The 18,102-nt window shown below is 60.7% G+C and carries 17 protein-coding genes; 12 read left to right on the forward strand and 5 right to left on the reverse strand.

Annotated elements, in window-relative coordinates; all coding sequences use genetic code 11:
• The first annotated feature begins 13 nt into the window (after nucleotides 1–13).
• The 5 genes from ATY76_RS21905 to ATY76_RS21925 all read left to right on the forward strand — a co-directional run bounded on the left by ATY76_RS21905 (nucleotide 14) and on the right by ATY76_RS21925 (nucleotide 4,482).
• Nucleotides 14–832: a cytochrome c oxidase subunit II gene (locus tag ATY76_RS21905; protein WP_088676785.1), complete on the forward strand. Its 819-nt coding sequence runs from the start codon at nucleotides 14–16 to the stop codon at nucleotides 830–832.
• 69 nt (nucleotides 833–901) lie between these two features.
• The gene (gene ctaD / locus ATY76_RS21910; RefSeq protein ID WP_088676786.1) at nucleotides 902–2,680 is read left to right on the forward strand and encodes a cytochrome c oxidase subunit I; all 1,779 of its coding nucleotides are present in this window, start codon (nucleotides 902–904) and stop codon (nucleotides 2,678–2,680) included.
• The gene (locus ATY76_RS21915; RefSeq protein WP_088676787.1) at nucleotides 2,677–3,390 is read left to right on the forward strand and encodes a cytochrome c oxidase subunit 3; all 714 of its coding nucleotides are present in this window, start codon (nucleotides 2,677–2,679) and stop codon (nucleotides 3,388–3,390) included. Before ctaD ends, ATY76_RS21915 begins: the two co-directional genes overlap by 4 nt.
• A gap of 11 nt (nucleotides 3,391–3,401) precedes the next feature.
• Nucleotides 3,402–4,121 (forward strand): heme-copper oxidase subunit III family protein, encoded by a 720-nt coding sequence (locus tag ATY76_RS21920; protein ID WP_088676788.1) that lies wholly within the window; start codon nucleotides 3,402–3,404, stop codon nucleotides 4,119–4,121.
• Between the two features lie 7 nt (nucleotides 4,122–4,128).
• Nucleotides 4,129–4,482, forward strand: coding sequence for a cytochrome C oxidase subunit IV family protein (locus tag ATY76_RS21925; protein WP_088676789.1), 354 nt, complete (start codon nucleotides 4,129–4,131; stop codon nucleotides 4,480–4,482).
• A gap of 14 nt (nucleotides 4,483–4,496) precedes the next feature.
• On the opposite strand, the gene ATY76_RS21930 is transcribed toward ATY76_RS21925, so the two are convergent.
• The gene (locus tag ATY76_RS21930) at nucleotides 4,497–5,195 is read right to left on the reverse strand and encodes a GntR family transcriptional regulator (protein WP_088676790.1); all 699 of its coding nucleotides are present in this window, start codon (nucleotides 5,193–5,195) and stop codon (nucleotides 4,497–4,499) included.
• A gap of 172 nt (nucleotides 5,196–5,367) precedes the next feature.
• Between ATY76_RS21930 and ATY76_RS21935 the strand changes: the two genes are divergently transcribed.
• The 6 genes from ATY76_RS21935 to ATY76_RS21960 all read left to right on the forward strand — a co-directional run bounded on the left by ATY76_RS21935 (nucleotide 5,368) and on the right by ATY76_RS21960 (nucleotide 13,596).
• Complete coding sequence (locus ATY76_RS21935; protein WP_088676791.1) at nucleotides 5,368–7,305, forward strand: ABC transporter substrate-binding protein; 1,938 nt, start codon at nucleotides 5,368–5,370, stop codon at nucleotides 7,303–7,305.
• 75 nt (nucleotides 7,306–7,380) lie between these two features.
• On the forward strand, nucleotides 7,381–8,367 hold the full coding sequence (locus tag ATY76_RS21940; RefSeq protein ID WP_088676792.1) for an ABC transporter permease: 987 nt from the start codon (nucleotides 7,381–7,383) through the stop codon (nucleotides 8,365–8,367).
• A gap of 59 nt (nucleotides 8,368–8,426) precedes the next feature.
• Entirely contained in the window at nucleotides 8,427–9,518 is a 1,092-nt protein-coding gene (locus ATY76_RS21945) for an ABC transporter permease (RefSeq protein ID WP_245310028.1), read from the forward strand.
• 2 nt (nucleotides 9,519–9,520) lie between these two features.
• Nucleotides 9,521–11,215: an ABC transporter ATP-binding protein gene (locus ATY76_RS21950; protein ID WP_190233712.1), complete on the forward strand. Its 1,695-nt coding sequence runs from the start codon at nucleotides 9,521–9,523 to the stop codon at nucleotides 11,213–11,215.
• A 3-nt stretch (nucleotides 11,216–11,218) separates the two neighbouring features.
• Nucleotides 11,219–12,427 carry a D-mannonate dehydratase ManD gene (gene manD / locus ATY76_RS21955; protein ID WP_088676795.1) on the forward strand — a complete coding sequence of 403 codons (1,209 nt, stop codon included), beginning with the start codon at nucleotides 11,219–11,221 and terminating at the stop codon, nucleotides 12,425–12,427.
• Nucleotides 12,428–12,441: 14 nt separating this feature from the next.
• Nucleotides 12,442–13,596, forward strand: coding sequence for a mandelate racemase/muconate lactonizing enzyme family protein (locus ATY76_RS21960; RefSeq protein WP_088676796.1), 1,155 nt, complete (start codon nucleotides 12,442–12,444; stop codon nucleotides 13,594–13,596).
• Between the two features lie 119 nt (nucleotides 13,597–13,715).
• On the opposite strand, the gene ATY76_RS21965 is transcribed toward ATY76_RS21960, so the two are convergent.
• From ATY76_RS21965 to ATY76_RS21980, 4 genes are all read right to left on the reverse strand, one after another.
• Nucleotides 13,716–14,264, reverse strand: a complete 549-nt coding sequence (locus ATY76_RS21965) for a nuclear transport factor 2 family protein (RefSeq protein ID WP_088676797.1) — start codon at nucleotides 14,262–14,264, stop codon at nucleotides 13,716–13,718.
• 69 nt (nucleotides 14,265–14,333) lie between these two features.
• The gene (locus ATY76_RS21970; protein WP_088676798.1) at nucleotides 14,334–15,137 is read right to left on the reverse strand and encodes an SDR family oxidoreductase; all 804 of its coding nucleotides are present in this window, start codon (nucleotides 15,135–15,137) and stop codon (nucleotides 14,334–14,336) included.
• Between the two features lie 41 nt (nucleotides 15,138–15,178).
• Nucleotides 15,179–15,580: a heme-binding protein gene (locus ATY76_RS21975; protein WP_088676799.1), complete on the reverse strand. Its 402-nt coding sequence runs from the start codon at nucleotides 15,578–15,580 to the stop codon at nucleotides 15,179–15,181.
• Between the two features lie 154 nt (nucleotides 15,581–15,734).
• A complete protein-coding gene (locus tag ATY76_RS21980) occupies nucleotides 15,735–16,625 on the reverse strand; it encodes an AraC family transcriptional regulator (protein ID WP_088676800.1) in 891 nt (296 codons plus the stop codon).
• 302 nt (nucleotides 16,626–16,927) lie between these two features.
• Here ATY76_RS21980 and ATY76_RS21985 point away from each other — a divergent pair, with 302 nt between their 5' ends.
• Nucleotides 16,928–18,076, forward strand: a complete 1,149-nt coding sequence (locus ATY76_RS21985) for a NosD domain-containing protein (protein WP_088676801.1) — start codon at nucleotides 16,928–16,930, stop codon at nucleotides 18,074–18,076.
• The last annotated feature ends 26 nt before the right edge of the window (nucleotides 18,077–18,102 follow it).

Below are 18,102 nucleotides of genomic sequence, written 5' to 3' on the forward strand. Positions count from 1 at the left end.
AGGAGGGGCGGAAATGGCTGTTGTGCTGATTCTCGTCCTGCTTGTCGTCGGCTCCGTGCTCTTCCATGTGCTGAGCCCTTGGTGGTGGACGCCGATCGCGTCCAACTGGACCTATATCGACAGCACCCTTGTCATCACCTTCTGGATCACCGGCATCGTCTTCGTGGCGGTGATTTCCTTCATGGCCTATTGCGTCTACCGCTTCCGCCACCGACCGGGCAACCGGGCGCATTATGAGCCCGAGAACCGCAGGCTGGAGTGGCTGCTGGCGGGGGGAACTGCGGTCGGCGTCGCAGCCATGCTCGCGCCGGGTCTCATCGTCTGGAACCAGTTCATCACGGTGCCCGACGATGCCGTGCCGGTCGAGGTCGTCAGCCAGCAATGGCTGTGGAGCTTCCGCCTGCCGGGCGCAGACGGCAAGCTCGGCCGCGCGGAGACGCGCGACATCACTGCCGAAAATCCGCTCGGGCTGGACAAGAACGATGCAAGCGGGCTCGACGACGTGATCGTCGAGGGCGGCGAATTGCATCTGCCGGTCGGCAAGCCGGTGCGCATATTGCTGCGATCGGTCGATGTCCTGCATGATTTCTATGTGCCGGAATTCCGTGCCAAGATGGACATGATCCCCGGCATGGTCACCTATTTCTGGTTCACGCCGACGCGTACGGGAACGTTCGAGGTTCTTTGCGCCGAACTCTGCGGCGTCGGCCATCCGCAGATGCGCGGCACCGTCATCGTCGACAATGACGCTGACTACCAGGCCTGGCTCGGGCAGCAGCAGACATTCACCCAGCTGACGGCGTCCTCGGGAGACGCGCCGCCGGCGAACTGAACCGTCGGGAAGAGGGAAGGCCGCGTGCCGGTTGAAACCAACCGGCGGGAAGGAAACGGAGGAGATATCATGGTCGAGATTCCGTCCAGCGGCGCAGGCGCCATCCCAGCCGCCGAAGTCGAGGATGTCGAGCTCTATCATCCCCACAGCTGGTGGACGAAATATGTGTTCAGCCAGGATGCCAAGATCATTGCCGTTCAATATTCGCTCACCGCCATCGCGATCGGGCTGGTGGCGCTGGTGCTCTCCTGGCTGATGCGGATTCAACTCGCCTTTCCCGGCTATTTCACCTTCATCGATGCCGATCACTATTATCAGTTCATCACCATGCACGGCATGATCATGGTGATCTATCTCCTGACCGCGCTGTTTCTCGGCGGCTTCGGCAACTACCTCATTCCGCTGATGGTCGGCGCCCGCGACATGGTATTCCCCTATGCGAACATGCTGAGCTACTGGATCTATCTGCTCGCTGTTCTGATCCTCGCCGCCGGCTTCTTCGCGCCCGGCGGCCCGACGGGGGCAGGCTGGACGCTTTATCCGCCGCAGGCTGTTCTGTCCGGCACGCCCGGCGGCAAGGATTGGGGCATCCTGCTCATGCTCTCCTCGCTGATCGTCTTCATCATCGGCTTCACCATGGGCGGGCTGAATTACGTGGTGACCGTGCTGCAGGGGCGGGCGCGGGGCATGACGCTGATGCGGATGCCGCTCACCGTCTGGGGCATCTTCACCGCCACCGTGATGGCGCTGCTTGCCTTTCCCGCACTCTTCGTCGCCTGCGTCATGATGATGTTCGACCGCCTGCTCGGCACCAGCTTCTTCATGCCCGCCATCGTCGAAATGGGCGAGCAGCTGAAACATGGCGGCGGCAGCCCGATCCTTTTCCAGCACCTGTTCTGGTTCTTCGGGCATCCCGAAGTCTATATCGTCGCCCTGCCTGCTTTCGGCATCGTTTCCGACCTGATCAGCACCCATGCGCGCAAGAATATCTTCGGCTACCGCATGATGGTCTGGGCGATCGTCATCATCGGGGGCTTGAGCTTCGTCGTCTGGGCGCACCACATGTATGTCAGCGGCATGAACCCGGCCTTCGGCTTCTTCTTCGCCACGACGACGCTGATCATCGCCATCCCGACGGCGATCAAGGTCTACAACTGGGTGCTGACGCTCTGGCGCGGCGACATCCATCTGACGCTGCCGATGCTCTTTGCGCTCGCTTTCATCGTTACCTTCGTCAATGGCGGCCTGACCGGCCTCTTCCTCGGCAATGTCGTCGTCGACGTGCCGCTGTCGGATACGATGTTCGTCGTCGCGCATTTCCACATGGTCATGGGGGTAGCACCGATCCTCGTCATCTTCGGGGCGATCTATCACTGGTATCCGAAGGTCACAGGGCGCATGCTGAATGAGGCGCTCGGCCAGATCCATTTCTGGGTCACCTTCCTCGGCACCTATGCGATCTTCTTTCCGATGCATTACCTCGGCCTGCTCGGCGTGCCGCGCCGTTACTTCGAGCTCGGAGAGATCACCTTCGTTCCGCCTTCCGCCCATACGCTGAACGTCTTCATCACCGTCATGGCGCTCGTGGTCGGCGCGGCGCAGATGGTCTTCCTGTTCAACCTGGCCTGGAGCCTTTTCCGGGGCCGGCAGGCGGGCGGCAATCCATGGCGGGCGACGACGCTCGAATGGCAGACGCCGCAGACGCCGCCCGCGCACGGCAACTGGGGCAAGGATCTGCCTGTCGTCTACCGCTGGGCCTATGACTACAGCGTGCCTGGCGCGGCGGAGGATTTCATTCCGCAGACGGTGCCGGCAGATGGCAGCGCAACCCGGGAGAGCCCGGCATGAACGTCACGCTAATTTTCCTTGCCGCGATCGGCGCCATCATCGTCTGGTGGCTCGCCGGACAGCGGCTGACCTCGAAGCCCTGGCTCGAAACCGGATCGGTGCAACTGCCGCACCATGACAGCGCCGACCAATCGCCCGTGCCGGCCGTGAAAATCGGCCTCTTCGTGTTTCTCGGCGTTGTCGGCGCCGTGTTCAGCCTCGGCATCAGCGCCTATTTCATGCGTATGGCGTCGGCGGACTGGTGGGCGACGCCGATTCCGCGCCTGCTCTGGGTGAACACCGCCGCACTCGCCCTGAGCAGCGTTTCGCTGGAATGGGCAAAAAGCGAGGCGGGGCATGGCCACATGCAGCGCCTGCGGCCCGCACTTGCCGCTGCCCTTGCTCTTGCCGTCTTCTTTCTCGCCGGACAGATCCAGGCTTGGCGGGAGCTCGCGGCGGCGGGCTACGTGCTGGCCGACAATCCCGCCAACAGCTTCTTCTATATGCTGACTGGCCTGCACGGCCTGCATATTCTAGGTGGGCTCGCCGTGCTCGCGCACACGACGGTGAAGGCCTTTGCAAGCGAGGTCGCGACGGACAGGCTCAGCCTCAGCGTCGAGCTTTCCGCCATCTATTCGCATTTCATGCTCGCCGTCTGGCTGCTGCTCTTTTCGCTCTTTGCCGGATGGGCGAACGATTTCGTCGATCTCTGCCGCACATTGCTGAACTAGGAGATTTGTTGATGGCACAGACTGTCGAGACACATGGCGAAGCCGCTCTCAGGCCGGCAGGCCTGCGCGGTGTCGCCGCCGATTTCAGCTCGGATCAGCGTGCCTTCAAAACCGCCTCCTGGGGCAAGGCGATGATGTGGATCTTCCTGTTGAGCGACACCTTCGTCTTCGGCTGTTTCCTGATCGCCTACATGACCGCCCGCATGTCGACGCCTGTTCCATGGCCCAATCCGAGCGAGGTCTTCGCGCTGCATATCGGCGGCCAGGACGTTCCGCTGATCCTGATCGCGATCATGACCTTCGTCCTGATCTCGAGCAGCGGCACCATGGCGATGGCGGTCAATTTCGGCTATCGCCGCGACCGTCATAAGACCGCAATGCTGATGCTGCTGACGGCCCTTCTCGGGGCGACGTTCGTCGGCATGCAGGCCTTCGAATGGACGAAGCTGATCACCGAAGGCGTGCGCCCCTGGGAAAATCCATGGGGGGCGGCGCAATTCGGATCGACCTTCTTCATGATCACGGGCTTTCACGGCACTCATGTCACGATCGGCGTCATCTTCCTCCTGATCGTCGCCCGCAAGGTCTGGCGGGGCGATTTCGATGAGGAGCGGCGCGGTTTCTTCACCAGCCGGAAAGGCCGCTATGAGGCCGTCGAGATCATGGGCCTCTACTGGCACTTCGTCGACCTGGTTTGGGTCTTCATCTTCGCATTTTTTTATCTGTGGTGAGGTCGTCATGAGCGAGACAACGGCGCATGCGCAAGCCCAAACGGCACACACCGGGCAGCAGCACCCGATCCGGCTCTATCTCGTCGTCTGGGGCCTGCTCTTCGTGCTTAGCGCCTTTTCCTATATGGTCGATTATCTCGGCATCCAGGGTTATATCAGATGGACGCTGATCCTCGTGTTCATGATGCTGAAGGCCGGCCTGATCGTCGCCGTCTTCATGCATATGGCCTGGGAACGGCTGGCGCTCGTTTATGCCATCCTGCTGCCGCCGCTGCTGGTGCTGGTTTTCGTCGCACTGATGGTATCGGAGGCGGATTACACTATCCTCACCCGGCTCGCCTTCTTTGGCGCTACGCCTTGAGGCGCTCCCCGAACTTAGGACCGCCGCCTGTCGAGCCGCATTCTCTCGACGATGTGGCGGCCTGAGCCTTCCACATGCCGGGCGATGGCGCGCGCCGCGCCGTCGGCATCCTGTGCCCTGATGCAGGCGATCAATTCGCGATGTTCCTCCAATACGCTCGACTGGCGGCTGAGCGAGGTCGGAAAACCGCGGCTGATCGCCCAGAGGATCTGGCGATGGCGCACCCAGAGATCGACGGCATGGCGATTATAGTGGCGATCGTACATTAAGCGGTGAAACTGCAGATCGAGATTCGAGTGCTTCATCTCGTCGAGGAAATTTAGATCCTCTATTTCGGCCTGGATCCGCTCCAGTTCTTCGATATCCGCCATTGTGGCAATGCCGACGAACCAGCGCGTGAGCGCAGGTTCGATCAGCACTTCGATCTCCCAGATGTCCCGCACGAATTCCTGGTCGATCGGCCGCACGCGGGCGCCACGGTTCGGCGTCATGATGACGAAGCCTTCGCCGCGCAATTGCTGCAGTGCCTCGCGCACCGGATTGGTGGAGGTCCCCATGCGGCTCGCCAGCTCGGCAACCTTCAGGCGTTCATTGGCCTTCAAGCGGCCGTGAATGATGTCGTCGCGAAGGCGCTCGTAGACGGAGACATTTCCATCTTCAGCCAGTTCATCACCCTCGTAAACCGACGATTTCATGTCCGCTACCGTGCTCATGATCTTGCTTTTAATGCACTTTCCAGCCGGTTGCCAAGAGGAAAAGAACAATTTCATACACTGACGTTGACAAATAATGTACGATCTGAAAGTTTTCGTCCACACAGCCACGGGTGCTGTCGTGAAGAAGATGGACGCCGGCGGAGAGGGTCGGCCATCAGGAGGAGAAAATATGGGATACCAGCAAACGCTGCGTGGCCTCGTCCTTTCGACGGGACTCTTAGGCGCCGTCATCTTGGGACCAATGGTCCCGGCCTGGGCGGCCGATTTCAAACAGGCGCCGATGCTTGATGAGCAGGTCAAAAGCGGCAAACTGCCTGCTGTAGCCGATCGCCTTCCAGACAATCCCTTTGTCGAAACGATGATTGACGGTGTCGGCAAGTACGGTGGCACGTTGCGCACTACGATCCTTGCCAATGGCGATCAGTACAATCTGACCCGCACCATCGCCAACGAGCTGCTGGTTCGCTGGGATCCGGCCTGGCAGAAGGTCGTGCCCTCGCTGGCTGAGGAATTCACCGCGTCTGAAGATGCGACCACCTACACTTTCAAGCTGCGCAAGGGTCTGAAGTGGAGCGACGGTCAGCCCTTTACGGCCGACGACATCATGTTCTGGTACGAAGACGTATTCATGAACGACGCACTCTCGCCGGCCAAGAACCCGACCTTTACGGTCGCCGGAAAACCGGTGAAGGTACGCAAGATCGATGATCTGACGGTCGAATTCAAATTCGATTCACCCTACGGCCTCTTCCTGCAGCAGCTCGCCTATGGACAGGGCCATCTGCCGGTCATCTACCCCAAGCACTATCTGCAGCAATTCCACGAGAAGTATAACAAGGATGGCATTCCGGCGCTGTTGAAAGCCAATCCGGCAGCAGGCGACTGGGTGGCGCTCTTCAATTCGAAGGTGTCGCTGACCTTCCAGCCGCCTTACTGGCAAAACCTCGAACTGCCGACGATGAACCCATGGGTTCTGACCGTACCCTATGCCGACAGCGAGCGCGTTGTCGCGACCCGCAATCCCTATTACTGGAAAGTCGATCCTGACGGTAATCAGCTTCCCTATATCGATGGTGTTACCTGGGCCAAGCTCGACGATCCGCAGCTGATGGCGCTGAAGATGACCTCGGGCGAGTTCGATTTCGCCTTCCGTCACATCAACAACTCGACCTTCAAATCGGTGCTGTTCGACGGCCAGGAAACCGGCAATTACCGTTTCGTCGACGTCAAGGATCTGCCGGCCAACGATGCCGTCATCCTGCTCAATCTCAACTCGACCGATGATGTGAAGCGCAAGCTCTTCCAGAACAAGGACTTCCGCATCGCGCTCAGCCACGCCATCAACCGACAGGAGATCATCGATCTCGTCTATGTCGGCCAGGGCGCGCCGGCTCAGGTCGCACCCCAGCCGGAACACGAGCTCTTCAACGAGCGCGAGGCGACGCAATACACGGAGTTCGATCCGAAGCTCTCCAACGAGATGCTCGACAAGATCATGCCGAAGAAAGATGCCGAAGGCTTCCGCCTCGATGAGACGGGCAAGCGCTTCACCATCAACTTCATGGTCGCCGACGTCTTCGGTCTGTCCTATCCCGATGTCATGCAGATGGTGCAGAAATATGCCAAGGATGTCGGCATCGATATCCAGCTGCGCACCACCGATCGCGCCCGTCTGAACACGATGTGGGCAGCCAATGAGCAGGACGCCTATATCTGGAACTGTGTCGGCGGCCTCTCGGAAGTCTATACCGATCCGCGCTGCTACATGCCTTTCCAGAAGGCTGACATCTTCTTCGCGATGCGCTGGAGCGAATGGTATTCCAATCATGCGACGGGCGAAGAGCCGCCGGAGCAGATCAAGGCGCTGATGGCGGCCTATGACAAGGTCAATGCCGCCGTCACCGATGACGACCGGCGCGACAAGATGAAGGAATTCCTCAATCTGTCGGCCGACAACTTCCTCAACATCGGCATTTCGCGCCCCATGCCGAAATACATGATGGTGTCGAAGAACCTGAAGAATGTCGTCAACGGTATCCCGATCACCGGCAACCTCTGGCATCCGGCTCCGACGCTGACCCAGTGGTACTTCGACAAGGCCAATTAAGGCTCCTCCCAGAGCCGGTGGAGGTATTGTGCCTCCGCCGGCCGCCCCTTCGATCCTATCGAACGGTCTGAGATCATGCTCCGTTTTATCGCCAGGCGGCTGGTGTTCGCGATTCCGACACTCTTCGCCGTCTCCATCATCGCTTTCATCATCATCCAGTTGCCGCCGGGAGACTATCTCACCACCCTGATGGCTGACTGGGCAAGCCAGGGCGGCGCCGTGGAAGAGGGGACCGTCGCCGCCATGCGCGAGCGCTACGGCCTCGATCAGTCCATCTACTTTCAATATTACAAGTGGATTGCCGGCATCCTGTTGCATGGCGATTTCGGCATCTCTTTCGAGCTCGGCAAGCCGGTGACGGAACTCATCTGGGGCCGTCTGGGTTTCTCGCTGCTGCTTTCGTTCCTGACGCTCTGCTTCGTCTGGGCCGTTGCGATCCCGATCGGCATCTTATCGGCGGTGCGGCAATATTCGATCTCGGATTATTCGGCGACTTTCCTCGCCTTCTTCTTCCTTGCGGTGCCTGACTTCTTGATGGCGCTTTCGGCCATGTATGTGATGTCGGCCTATTTCGGCCAGAGCGTCGGCGGTCTTTTCTCGCCTTCTTACATCGATGCGCCATGGAGCTTCGGCAAGCTCATCGATTTCGCCCAGCATGTCTGGCTTCCGGTCATCGTCATCGGCCTTGGCTCGCTCGCAGCTCTTGTCCGCATCATGCGCGCCAATCTCCTCGACGAGCTGTCGAAGCCCTATGTGACGACGGCGCGTGCCAAAGGCATGTCCGAATTCGAGCTTCTGATCCGTTATCCGGTACGTCTCGCTCTGAACCCGCTGATCTCGACGCTCGGCTGGATCCTGCCCGCGGTCATCTCGGGCGAGATCATCGTCTCCGTCGTCATGAGCCTGCCGACCACGGGGCCATTGCTGCTGCGTGCCCTGCTTGCTCAGGACATGTATCTCGCCGGCTCCCTCATCCTGTTGATTTCGGTGCTGACAATCATCGGCACGCTGATTTCCGACATCCTGCTCGCCATCACTGACCCGCGGATCCGGTTGCAATGACTGATATCACCCATCTCCCGCCGGAAGCCGGCCCATCCGTCAATCTCGGTGGCAGGGACATGGCCGTCGCCGGCCAGTGGCGTCTGTTCTGGTTGAAATTCAAGAAACACAAGATCGCGTTGGCGAGCCTCGTCGTCATCGTCTTCATGTATCTCATTGCGGCTTTCGCGGACTTCATCGCACCCTTCGATCCGAACGCCACCAATGCGCGGTTCACCTATGCGCCGCCGCAAGGCCTGTCTCTGCTCGTCGATGGCTCCTTCCGCCCGCATGTCAGCCAGCTCAAGATGACGCTGAATACGGAATCCATGCGGCGCGAATTTGCACCCGATCCGGCAAAGCCCGTCGATGTCGGCTTCCTCGTCAAGGCGCCGCAGCCCTACTATCTGCTCGGCTTCATCCCGATGCAGACCAAGCTATTCGGTCTGAAGAGTCCGATGCCCGGCGATAGCATGTATATCTTCGGCGCTGACCGCCTCGGCCGCGATATTTTCTCGCGTGTCGTTCACGGCGCCAAGATCTCGCTGTCGATCGGCCTCGTCGGTGTCTTCATGAGCCTTTTGCTGGGCGTCACCATCGGGGGTATCTCAGGCTTCTTCGGCGGCTGGATCGACCTCGGCATTCAGCGCATGATCGAGCTTCTACGCTCCATCCCCACGATCCCGCTATGGATGGGCCTTGCCGCTGCCATTCCGGTCGGCTGGCCACCGCTTCGCACCTATTTCGTCATCACGCTTATCGTCTCGCTGATCGGCTGGACGAGCCTGGCGCGCGAAGTCCGCGGCAAGTTCCTGTCTCTGCGCAACGAGGATTTCGTCATCGCCGCCCGTCTCGACGGCATGAGCGAGGTCGGCATCATCTTCAATCACCTTGTTCCGTCCTTCATGAGCCACATCATTGCGACCCTGACGCTGGCGATCCCCTCCATGATCCTGGCGGAAACGGCGCTTTCCTTCCTCGGCATCGGGCTGCAGCCGCCGATCATTTCCTGGGGCGTGCTCTTGCAGGAGGCGCAGAATATCCGTGCCGTGGCGCAGGCCCCCTGGCTTCTGTTCACGCCTGCGGCGGCCATCGTCATCTCGGTTCTTTCCCTCAACTTCCTCGGCGACGGTCTTCGCGATGCCGCAGATCCCTACGAGTCGGTTTCGTGACCATGACAAACGATACGATCCTCAAGGTCGATGACCTCAAGACCTACTTTCCGACCCGCACCGGCGTATTCAAGGCGGTCGACGGCGTCTCTTTCGAGCTGAAACGTGGCAAGACGCTCTGTGTCGTCGGCGAGTCCGGTTCCGGCAAGTCGGTGACGGCCCGCTCCATCCTGCAGATCGTCGACCGGCCCGGCCGGATCGAAGGCGGCTCGGTGGTCCTGACACGGGCAGACGGCACGTCGACCGATCTCGCAAAGCTCGATCCGCGCGGCAAGGAGATCCGCGGCGTACGCGGCAAGGAGATCGCCATGATCTTCCAGGAGCCGATGAGTTCGCTCTCGCCGGTCCACCGTATCGGCACGCAGATCGGCGAAGCGCTCAGGATCCATTTCGGCATTCGCGGCGAGCAGCAGCGCGAGCGGGTGCTGGAGCTGTTGCGGCAAGTGGAAATCCCGCGGCCGGAAACGGCGATCGACCGTTACACGTTCGAATTCTCCGGCGGCATGCGCCAGCGGGTGATGATCGCCATGGCGCTCGCCTGCAACCCCTCGGTTCTCATCGCCGACGAGCCGACGACGGCGCTCGATGTGACGACGCAGGCCGAAATCCTCGACCTGATCCGCAAGCTGCAGCAGAGCCACGGCATGGCCGTGCTCTTCATCACCCATGACATGGGCGTCGTTGCCGAGATCGCCGACGAAGTGCTCGTCATGTATCGCGGCAAGGTGATGGAGAAAGGGCCGGTCGAGCAGATCTTCCACACCCCGCAGGACGATTATACCCGCGGGCTGATCGGTTCCGTCGTCAAGCTGGAGCGCAAGGCGGAAGTGCGTCTGTCGCGGCCGCCGATCCCGGTCGAGGCGCCGCCGCTATTGGAGGTGAAGAACCTCTCGCTAACCTTCCCGTCCGGCCTGCGCGCCGTCGATGACGTGTCGCTGATTGTCCGGCCTGGCGAAACGCTCGGCATTGTCGGCGAATCCGGCTCCGGCAAAACGACGATGGGCCGCTGTCTGCTGCGCATCTACGATCCGCAATCCGGCGCCATGGATTATCGCCGCAAGGACGGCAGCACGGTGGAGCTGCGCACCACCGACAAGGCAACGCTCAAGGATGTCCGCCGCGATATCCGGATGATCTTCCAGGACCCTGTCGGATCGCTCAGCCCCCGCAAGACTGTCGGCCAGATCATCGCTGAGCCGCTGAAGCTCGCCGGTATGAAAGGCAGGCCGCTCGAGGATCGGGTATCCGAGCTCATGCAGCAGGTCGGTCTCGAGCCCTCCTGGCGGGAGCGCTATCCGCATGCCTTCTCCGGCGGCCAGCGCCAGCGTATCGGCATCGCCCGTGCCATCGCAGTCAAGCCGCGCCTGATCATCGCCGACGAGGCGACCTCGGCGCTCGACGTCTCGCTGCGCTCGCAGATGCTGGACCTGATGATGAAGCTGCAGGACGAGCTCGGTCTCTCCTATGTCTTCATCTCGCACGACATGTCGGTCATCCGCTACATGTGCGACCGCGTCGCAGTCATGTATCGCGGCAAAATCATGGAAGCAGGCGAGACCGACCAGGTCGTCAACAATCCGGCGCATGATTATACGCGCGCACTTCTCTCTGCCATTCCCCATCCCGACCCGCGAAACCGGCGTATTCACAACCGGTTCCGCTACGACCCCACACGCACAGTTTCAGCCAACGGATAAGTCATGAAAATTACCGACGTCAAAATCATCGTCTGCTCGCCGGGCCGGAACTTCGTCACCGTCAAGATCTTCACAGATGAAGGCCTGACGGGCGTCGGTGACGCCACGCTGAACGGCCGCGAGAAGGCTGTCGTGGCCTATCTGCAGGATCACCTGGCGCCGCTTCTGATCGGCCGCGATCCTTCACGCATCGAGGACATCTGGCAGTATTTCTACAAAGGTGCCTATTGGCGCCGCGGCCCGGTGACGATGGCTGCTATCGCCGGCATCGACACGGCACTTTGGGACATCAAGGCCAAGGCCGCCAACATGCCGCTCTATCAGTTGCTCGGTGGCGCGAGCCGCGAGAAGGTGCTCTGCTACACGCACGCCCAGGGCACGGACATTGCGGAAGCCGTCGAGGCGGTCGGTCGCCGGATCGAGCAGGGCTACAAGGCGATCCGTGTACAGGTCGGCATTCCCGGTCTGCCGGATGTCTATGGAACGGGAAAGAAATCCGTCACCAACAATGCGGCCGACGATGCGGTTCCGCATGAAGAGGTATGGTCGACCTCGAAATATCTGCGCCATATCCCGAAACTGTTCGAAGCCGTTCGCGAGGCCTACGGTCCCGATGTCGAATTGCTGCACGATACGCATCACCGCCTGACGCCCATCGAGGCGGCCCGCCTCGGCAAGGATCTCGAATTTGCTCGTCTCTTCTGGCTGGAAGATACGGTCGCTGCAGAACATCAGGAAGGCTTCAGGCTCATCCGCAAACACACGACGACGCCGCTGGCCGTCGGCGAAGTGTTCAACACGATCTGGGACGCACGCCTGCTGATCGAGGAGCAGCTGATCGACTATATCCGCACGACGACCGTGCATGCCGGCGGCATCACGGCGCTCCGTCGCATCATGGATTATGCCGGCGTCTACAATGTGCGCACGGCTTGCCATGGCGCCATGGACATGTCGCCAATCTGCCTTGGCGCAAATCTGCATCTCGATCTCTGGGTGCCGAACTTCGGCATCCAGGAATATTCCGGCTATCTGCCCGAAATTCTGGAAGTCTTCCCCGGCACTTGGACCCTCCACGGCGGTTATCTGCATCCGGGCGAAGCCATCGGGCATGGCGTCGATATCGATGAGAAACTCGCCGAAAAATATCCATACCAACGCGCCTACCTGCCGGTGAACCGTCTGGAAGACGGCACCCTGTGGCATTGGTGAGAAGAGGGGATGACATGAAGATCACAGCGATCAAGTCCTATGCCGTCAAGGTCGGCATTCGCAACCAGCTTCTGGTGAAGGTCGAGACGGACGAGGGCATTTTCGGCTGGGGCGAGAGCGGTCTTTCCGGCCGCGAGAAGGCCGTGGTCGGCGCTCTCGAACATTATGCGGAATTCCTGCGTGGCCGCGACCCGTTCAAAATCGGCGCGCTCTGGCAGGAAATGTATCGCAGCCAGTATTTCGAAGGCGGCCGCGTGCTGCAGGCGGCGATCTCGGCGATCGACATTGCGCTGCATGACATCAAGGGCAAGGCGCTCGGCGTGCCGGTCTACGAATTGCTCGGCGGAAAGCAGCGCGACCGAATCCCAACCTTCGCGACGACCTTCGCCGAGCCCGGACCGGCGATGATCGAACAGGCGCAGATGCTTGTTGAACATGGATGGACGGCGATGCGTCTGTCGCCCGCCGGTCACGAGAACAAGGAAACCTATGAGCCGCGTGAACACATCGCGACGACCGCCAAGTGGTGCGTCAAGGCGCGCGAAACGCTCGGAGAAGACGTTGTTCTCGGCATCGATTATCACCACCGACTGACGGTGGCCGAGGCCGCGAGCTTCTGCCAGAAGATGCCGAAGGGCACGCTCGACTTCCTCGAAGAGCCGATCCGCGACGAGACGCCAGGTGCTTATGAGGCGCTGAGGCGCATGACCGACATTCCCTTTGCGATCGGCGAGGAGTTTTCCTCGAAGTGGCAGTTCCTGCCCTATATCGAGCGCGACATTCATCAGTTCAACCGTCTCGATGTCTGCAACGTCGGGGGTCTCACGGAGTCGATGAAGGTCGCGGGCTGGAGCGAGACGCACTATGTCGACATGATGCCGCACAATCCATTGGGCCCGGTCTGTACGGCTGCGACCATCCACTTCGCAGCCGCGGTTGCAAATTTTGCCTGGCTGGAAACCCGGGCGAGCCCGGCCGAGACCCACCTCGGTTTCGACAATTCCGAATTTTTCCCTGTCCAGCCACGGCTGGAAAAGGCGCATTACGCTGTCTCCGACGCGCCCGGTCTCGGCATTGAAGTCAATGAGGAATTGATCGCGAAGCAAAGCTTTGAATTTTGGGAGGCGCCGCATCTCAAGCGTCGCGACGGTTCGGTGACAAACTGGTAGCCGGCCACGCAAGGTTCTGAGATCAAAGAGGTTGGCGCTGCGATCTCCCCGTGTGGCGAAGCGGACATCCCAACCGTAGTTCGATACGGGATGTCCGCCTCTTCCTCAAAGGCACGTGCCTATTCAGACGGCGTCACACGCGTCCAGAGCTCGTTGAATGCCACTGAATCGAAGAAGGCCGAGGCGCGCACGATGCGTCCGTCGCGCATGTCGAGGAACCAGGCATAGGTGTTGACGTAGGGCTTTCCATCGCGGGCGATGCCGCGGGCGTCGAAAAAGACGATCACGGTGTCGCCATCGGCATAGACGTTGCGGATGACGGGCTTCAGCGGCGCTTGCATGCGCGCGTTGAAGGGGCGGATCACCTCTCGCAGGAACGCCTCGCGGTTCGGATAGGTTTTCGATGCCAGCGAGTAGCCTTCGATCGTCCAGCGGGCGTCGTCGGCAAGCAGGTCGTAAGGGCTGCCGGTGCCGGCTGCCCATCCCTCAAAGCCGGCCTCGACGACCGTCTTGTTGCGGCGTTCGGTTTCGCTCAGCGTCGGCGACGCAGCGCGCGCTTCCAGGCCGGTCAGGGCCAGAACGGTGGCGGCGATGCCGAAGGCAGCGTTGACGATGCGGCGACCGGTTGAATTGGGACTGCGGATCGCTGCGTTTGAGGTGGCAGACATGGCTTGCTCCGAAGATTGAGTTATCGAGCGGTACCGCCGGTCGGGCGCCGCTCGCCGCAAGAGGCCTGTTCAGATCTCGTTTTCCCAGGCCTTGAGCTGGTGATCCTTCAGCATGTCCTCGATGACCTTCGGAACCACATTGCGGAACTTGCCGGTGTCGGCCGGGACGATCTCGATCATGCGGTCGATCATTTCCTTGGGATCCATCTTGCCTTCCGGGGTGGCGAAGAAGTCGTCGAAGCCTTTGCGCAGGTCGGCGCGCTTGGTGAAATTCCTGTTGTCATCGAGCCAGCGGAAGGGATTATCGGCCATTGTCTCGTTATAGCCGGTGTAATAGGCGCCCGGATTGATCGTCTGGATCTTGATGCCGTAGCGGCTGAGTTCTTGCTGCAGCGCTTCCGCGATCGATTCCAGCGCGTGCTTGGTGGAGACATAGGTGCCCCAGTTGGCGGGGGTGAACAGTCCGCCCATCGAGGACGTAAAGACGACCTTGCCCTTCCTGCCTTCGCGCACCCACTTCTGGACGACGCTCTGGGTCAGCACCAACGGCAGGAAGACGTTGATCTCATAGTTCTTGCGGACGAGTTCGATCGGAATTTCCCAGACCGGGCCGGCTTCGCCCATCCCGGCATTGTTCCAGAGCACATCGAAATCCCAGCCCTGCGCCTGCTGGATATCGTAATGGTCGGTGAGGTCGAGACGTTCGACGCGGAAATTCTTGAGGCCGAGGGCGGCGGCTTCTTCGCGCAGGGGCGTGACCTGCGATGAAGCCTGCGTGGTTGCGATGATGCTGTGGCCGTTCCTGGCCATGCCGAGGGCGGCGCCCTTGCCGAATCCGGAGCCTGCGCCGGTGATCAGAATCGTCTTGCTCATGCTCATTTCCTTTCGATCTGCTTGGGTTTGAAAACGGCCGTTCAGCGCGCGATGGCGGCGGCCGCGGCCTGGGCAATTTCAAGGTCCTGGGATACGGCCCCGCCGGATACGCCGACGGCGCCGATCAGGAGCTTGTTCGTATCGGTGAGCGGGATGCCGCCGGCGAAGACGACGAGGCCGCCATTGGTCTGCTCCAGGCCGAATGAGGTGCCGCCTGGTTTGCAGAATTCGCCGATCGCTTCGGTGCGCATGGAAAACAGCGCGGCCGTCCGGGCCTTGCCGACGGCGATATCGATCGAACCGAGAAGGGCGCCGTCCATGCGCGCGAATGCCTTCAGGTGCGCGCCGGCATCGAGGACTGCAATATTGACGGCGATGCCGATTTCTCTTGCCCGCGCCTCGCCTGCGGCGATGATCCGGCGGGCCTCGTTGATGGTCATCATCTCCCGTCTCCTCTTTTCGTTCGGGCTAAAATTCCCGTTCGACGAGACAGGTGTAGGGCGCAAAGGCGGCGCAGTATTTTCAGTTCTTGCGGCGCTGTTTGCAGATCTTGCGCTGTTCCGCGCGCATATGGCTGGCAACTCGCGACGGTGGGCGCTATTGGCCCCTGAGGAGGGCGCGGTACTGGCCGGGCGTCAGGGCGGTCATCTTGCGGAAGACGCGCGTGAAATTCGCCTGCGAACCGAAGCCGGTGTCGAGCGCGATCTCCACGAGCGAGGATCGCCCGAGCCGCAGCTTCTCCTTGGCCGCTTCGATCCGCCGCTCCGTGACGTAGCGATGCGGGGCCATGCCGGTGGCCTTGCGAAACATCCGGGCAAAATGAAAGGGGCTGAGGCAGGCTTCGGCAGCAAGGTCGTCCAGCGAAATTTCCGCAGCGATACGGGCTTCGATGAAATCGAAGACGCGCTGCAGCCTTTTGGGGCCGATGGTCGGCGGCCGGGCGGCGTCCTGCCATCGACCGGACGAATAGGTGCCGAACAGGTGCGCCGCCAGCGTCAGCTGCAGCCCATCGAGGAAGAGCCGATCCGTCGGCTCCAGGGTGCGATTGAGCAAGCCGCGAAAGAGCTGGCCGATCTGCAGCACCATGGGATCGGGCACACCGCCCGCATAAGCGAGCTCCACCCTTGCCGGGTCGATGTCGAAATTCGAAAGCGCGGTCTGCCCGACGAGCGAGGGCGGCAGGAAGATATGCAGGGATTCCGGCATCGTGCCGACCACCTCCACGCCGCTCTCATGGACACCTGCAGGACATACCCACGCGACGCCGGGGCGGGCGATCGCCTCCCGCCGGTGACCGTCCCCCGTCCACCTGATTTTCGATTGGCCTGAAAGCAGCACCGCTATCTCAGTACATTCGAGGGTAAGGTCCAACTGCCAGCCCGGATCGAAACGCCGGAGTTCGACCTGCAGCGACGAGCATTCCACGAGCTCGCCCACCCGCTTGCTGGTCCGGTATTTTCGATCCCCTTGCGACTCCACGAAGGTCATGTCGCGTCCCCGCCGCAAAACCGGTTCGAGATTTTGAAGTCTTCAGACTGGCGGACCGATTTCCGCCGCCTTCAATCCGCAATCATTTCTAACTTAACAATATTATGCCGTGAGCCAAGCCGAGGTTGGGACAGCCCATGAATTGCAGTATGGATTGTGGCGAAAGTTCACGCAGGCAGCAAGAGCTGCCGTCGCGAAGGTTTTCATATTGCCTGCGCATCGGACCGGGAGCAAACCGTCAAACTCCTGCCATATGCGCTTCCTTAATTCGCTGAGCGATGATCCTGCCGATTGGAGACCCGATGCCCGCCATCTCTCGAAAGAAAGTTCACGGCGCCCGCACGCAAGGGCAGGTCATAGACGGCGCTGAGGATATCGGTGTCGCCTACCAGGTGTTTTCCGATACGGTGATTGAGGACGTCATCGTCAAGAATTCCCCGCGCGGCTTCAAATTTCACAACGGCAGAAATCTCGTCATCAGGCGCTGCGAAACCCAGAATGTGAAGGGCGACGGCATCTACCTGACGAAGACGGTGGACGTGCTGCTGGAAAACAACCGCATCGGAGCAGCCACCGGGCAAGGTGCCGACTGCTGCCAGTTCGCCTATCAGAACAGCGACACCAATATCAGTTCCGACGTCGTGATCCGCGGCAATCTCTTCCTGCAGTCGCCCGACAGCGCTTCGAACAAGGGCGCCCTGGTTTGTGATAGAACCCGAAAATACCGCGTCGAATACAATTTCATCGGCGGCAAGAATTTCTCCTTTTCGTCGATCGGCGATGATGCCGTCGTGCGCAGCAACATTATGCGCGATGGCAGGATGAACGACTATTCCTTCGGCTACGGCATCGGCGACAAGGCCGACCATGCCGGCCACCACGTTTATGACAACTGGATCGAGAACAACAATCGCGGCGTGGCCCTGAGCGGTTTTTCCGACCAGGAGCTCGCATTCCGCAAAGATATCGACATCCACGACAACGTGATCAGCGGATGCGACATCGCCTTCTTCGCCAACCGCGCATGGTCCGGGAGCTTCCGGCGCAACATATTCCTGCGCTGCAAGCAGGATATTGTCCTGAAAGGACCCGGCAAAGAGACAGCCGGCGAAGTCGAAGGCAATTATGCCAATGACGGCAGCTTTCTGAATGTCACGCCGCCGCCGCTTCGCTTCCGGCCCGACGACGGAAAAGCCTCCGTCGCCTCCGGCGAATGGACATCCGAGCCGGACGAGATCCGCATCCAGTGGCGCGACAAGGGGATAGATATCCCCGGCGCCAATCGGCCTTCCATTGCTCCCGAACCCGGCATGGAATTGTCATGCGTCTTGCTCGCCCGCAAAGGCCAGAACTGGATGCTGGCGATCGCGGAGACCGCCTACGACGAATTCACGCCGCGCGCATGGCAGGAGCATATGCTGCCCTGGCAGAAGAGGTATCTCTCGATTTAAGCGGCGGTCGTGCGGGCTGCCGCGCT

Origin of the sequence: Rhizobium sp. R339, assembly GCF_002211395.1 — a bacterium.
GTDB lineage: Bacteria > Pseudomonadota > Alphaproteobacteria > Rhizobiales > Rhizobiaceae > Rhizobium.

Bases quoted from the DNA above. Each gene is read 5' to 3' on its own strand.
- ATY76_RS21930 (WP_088676790.1), bottom strand. From the start codon at position 5,195: ATGAGCACGGTAGCGGACATGAAATCGTCGGTTTACGAGGGTGATGAA.
- manD (WP_088676795.1), top strand. From the start codon at position 11,219: ATGAAAATTACCGACGTCAAAATCATCGTCTGCTCGCCGGGCCGGAAC.
- ATY76_RS21960 (WP_088676796.1), top strand. From the start codon at position 12,442: ATGAAGATCACAGCGATCAAGTCCTATGCCGTCAAGGTCGGCATTCGC.
- ATY76_RS21950 (WP_190233712.1), top strand. From the start codon at position 9,521: ATGACAAACGATACGATCCTCAAGGTCGATGACCTCAAGACCTACTTT.
- ATY76_RS21935 (WP_088676791.1), top strand. From the start codon at position 5,368: ATGGGATACCAGCAAACGCTGCGTGGCCTCGTCCTTTCGACGGGACTC.
- ATY76_RS21945 (WP_245310028.1), top strand. From the start codon at position 8,427: ATGGCCGTCGCCGGCCAGTGGCGTCTGTTCTGGTTGAAATTCAAGAAA.
- ATY76_RS21965 (WP_088676797.1), bottom strand. From the start codon at position 14,264: ATGTCTGCCACCTCAAACGCAGCGATCCGCAGTCCCAATTCAACCGGT.
- ATY76_RS21980 (WP_088676800.1), bottom strand. From the start codon at position 16,625: ATGACCTTCGTGGAGTCGCAAGGGGATCGAAAATACCGGACCAGCAAG.
- ATY76_RS21985 (WP_088676801.1), top strand. From the start codon at position 16,928: ATGCCCGCCATCTCTCGAAAGAAAGTTCACGGCGCCCGCACGCAAGGG.
- ATY76_RS21975 (WP_088676799.1), bottom strand. From the start codon at position 15,580: ATGATGACCATCAACGAGGCCCGCCGGATCATCGCCGCAGGCGAGGCG.
- ATY76_RS21925 (WP_088676789.1), top strand. From the start codon at position 4,129: ATGAGCGAGACAACGGCGCATGCGCAAGCCCAAACGGCACACACCGGG.
- ATY76_RS21905 (WP_088676785.1), top strand. From the start codon at position 14: ATGGCTGTTGTGCTGATTCTCGTCCTGCTTGTCGTCGGCTCCGTGCTC.
- ATY76_RS21940 (WP_088676792.1), top strand. From the start codon at position 7,381: ATGCTCCGTTTTATCGCCAGGCGGCTGGTGTTCGCGATTCCGACACTC.
- ctaD (WP_088676786.1), top strand. From the start codon at position 902: ATGGTCGAGATTCCGTCCAGCGGCGCAGGCGCCATCCCAGCCGCCGAA.
- ATY76_RS21920 (WP_088676788.1), top strand. From the start codon at position 3,402: ATGGCACAGACTGTCGAGACACATGGCGAAGCCGCTCTCAGGCCGGCA.
- ATY76_RS21970 (WP_088676798.1), bottom strand. From the start codon at position 15,137: ATGAGCAAGACGATTCTGATCACCGGCGCAGGCTCCGGATTCGGCAAG.
- ATY76_RS21915 (WP_088676787.1), top strand. From the start codon at position 2,677: ATGAACGTCACGCTAATTTTCCTTGCCGCGATCGGCGCCATCATCGTC.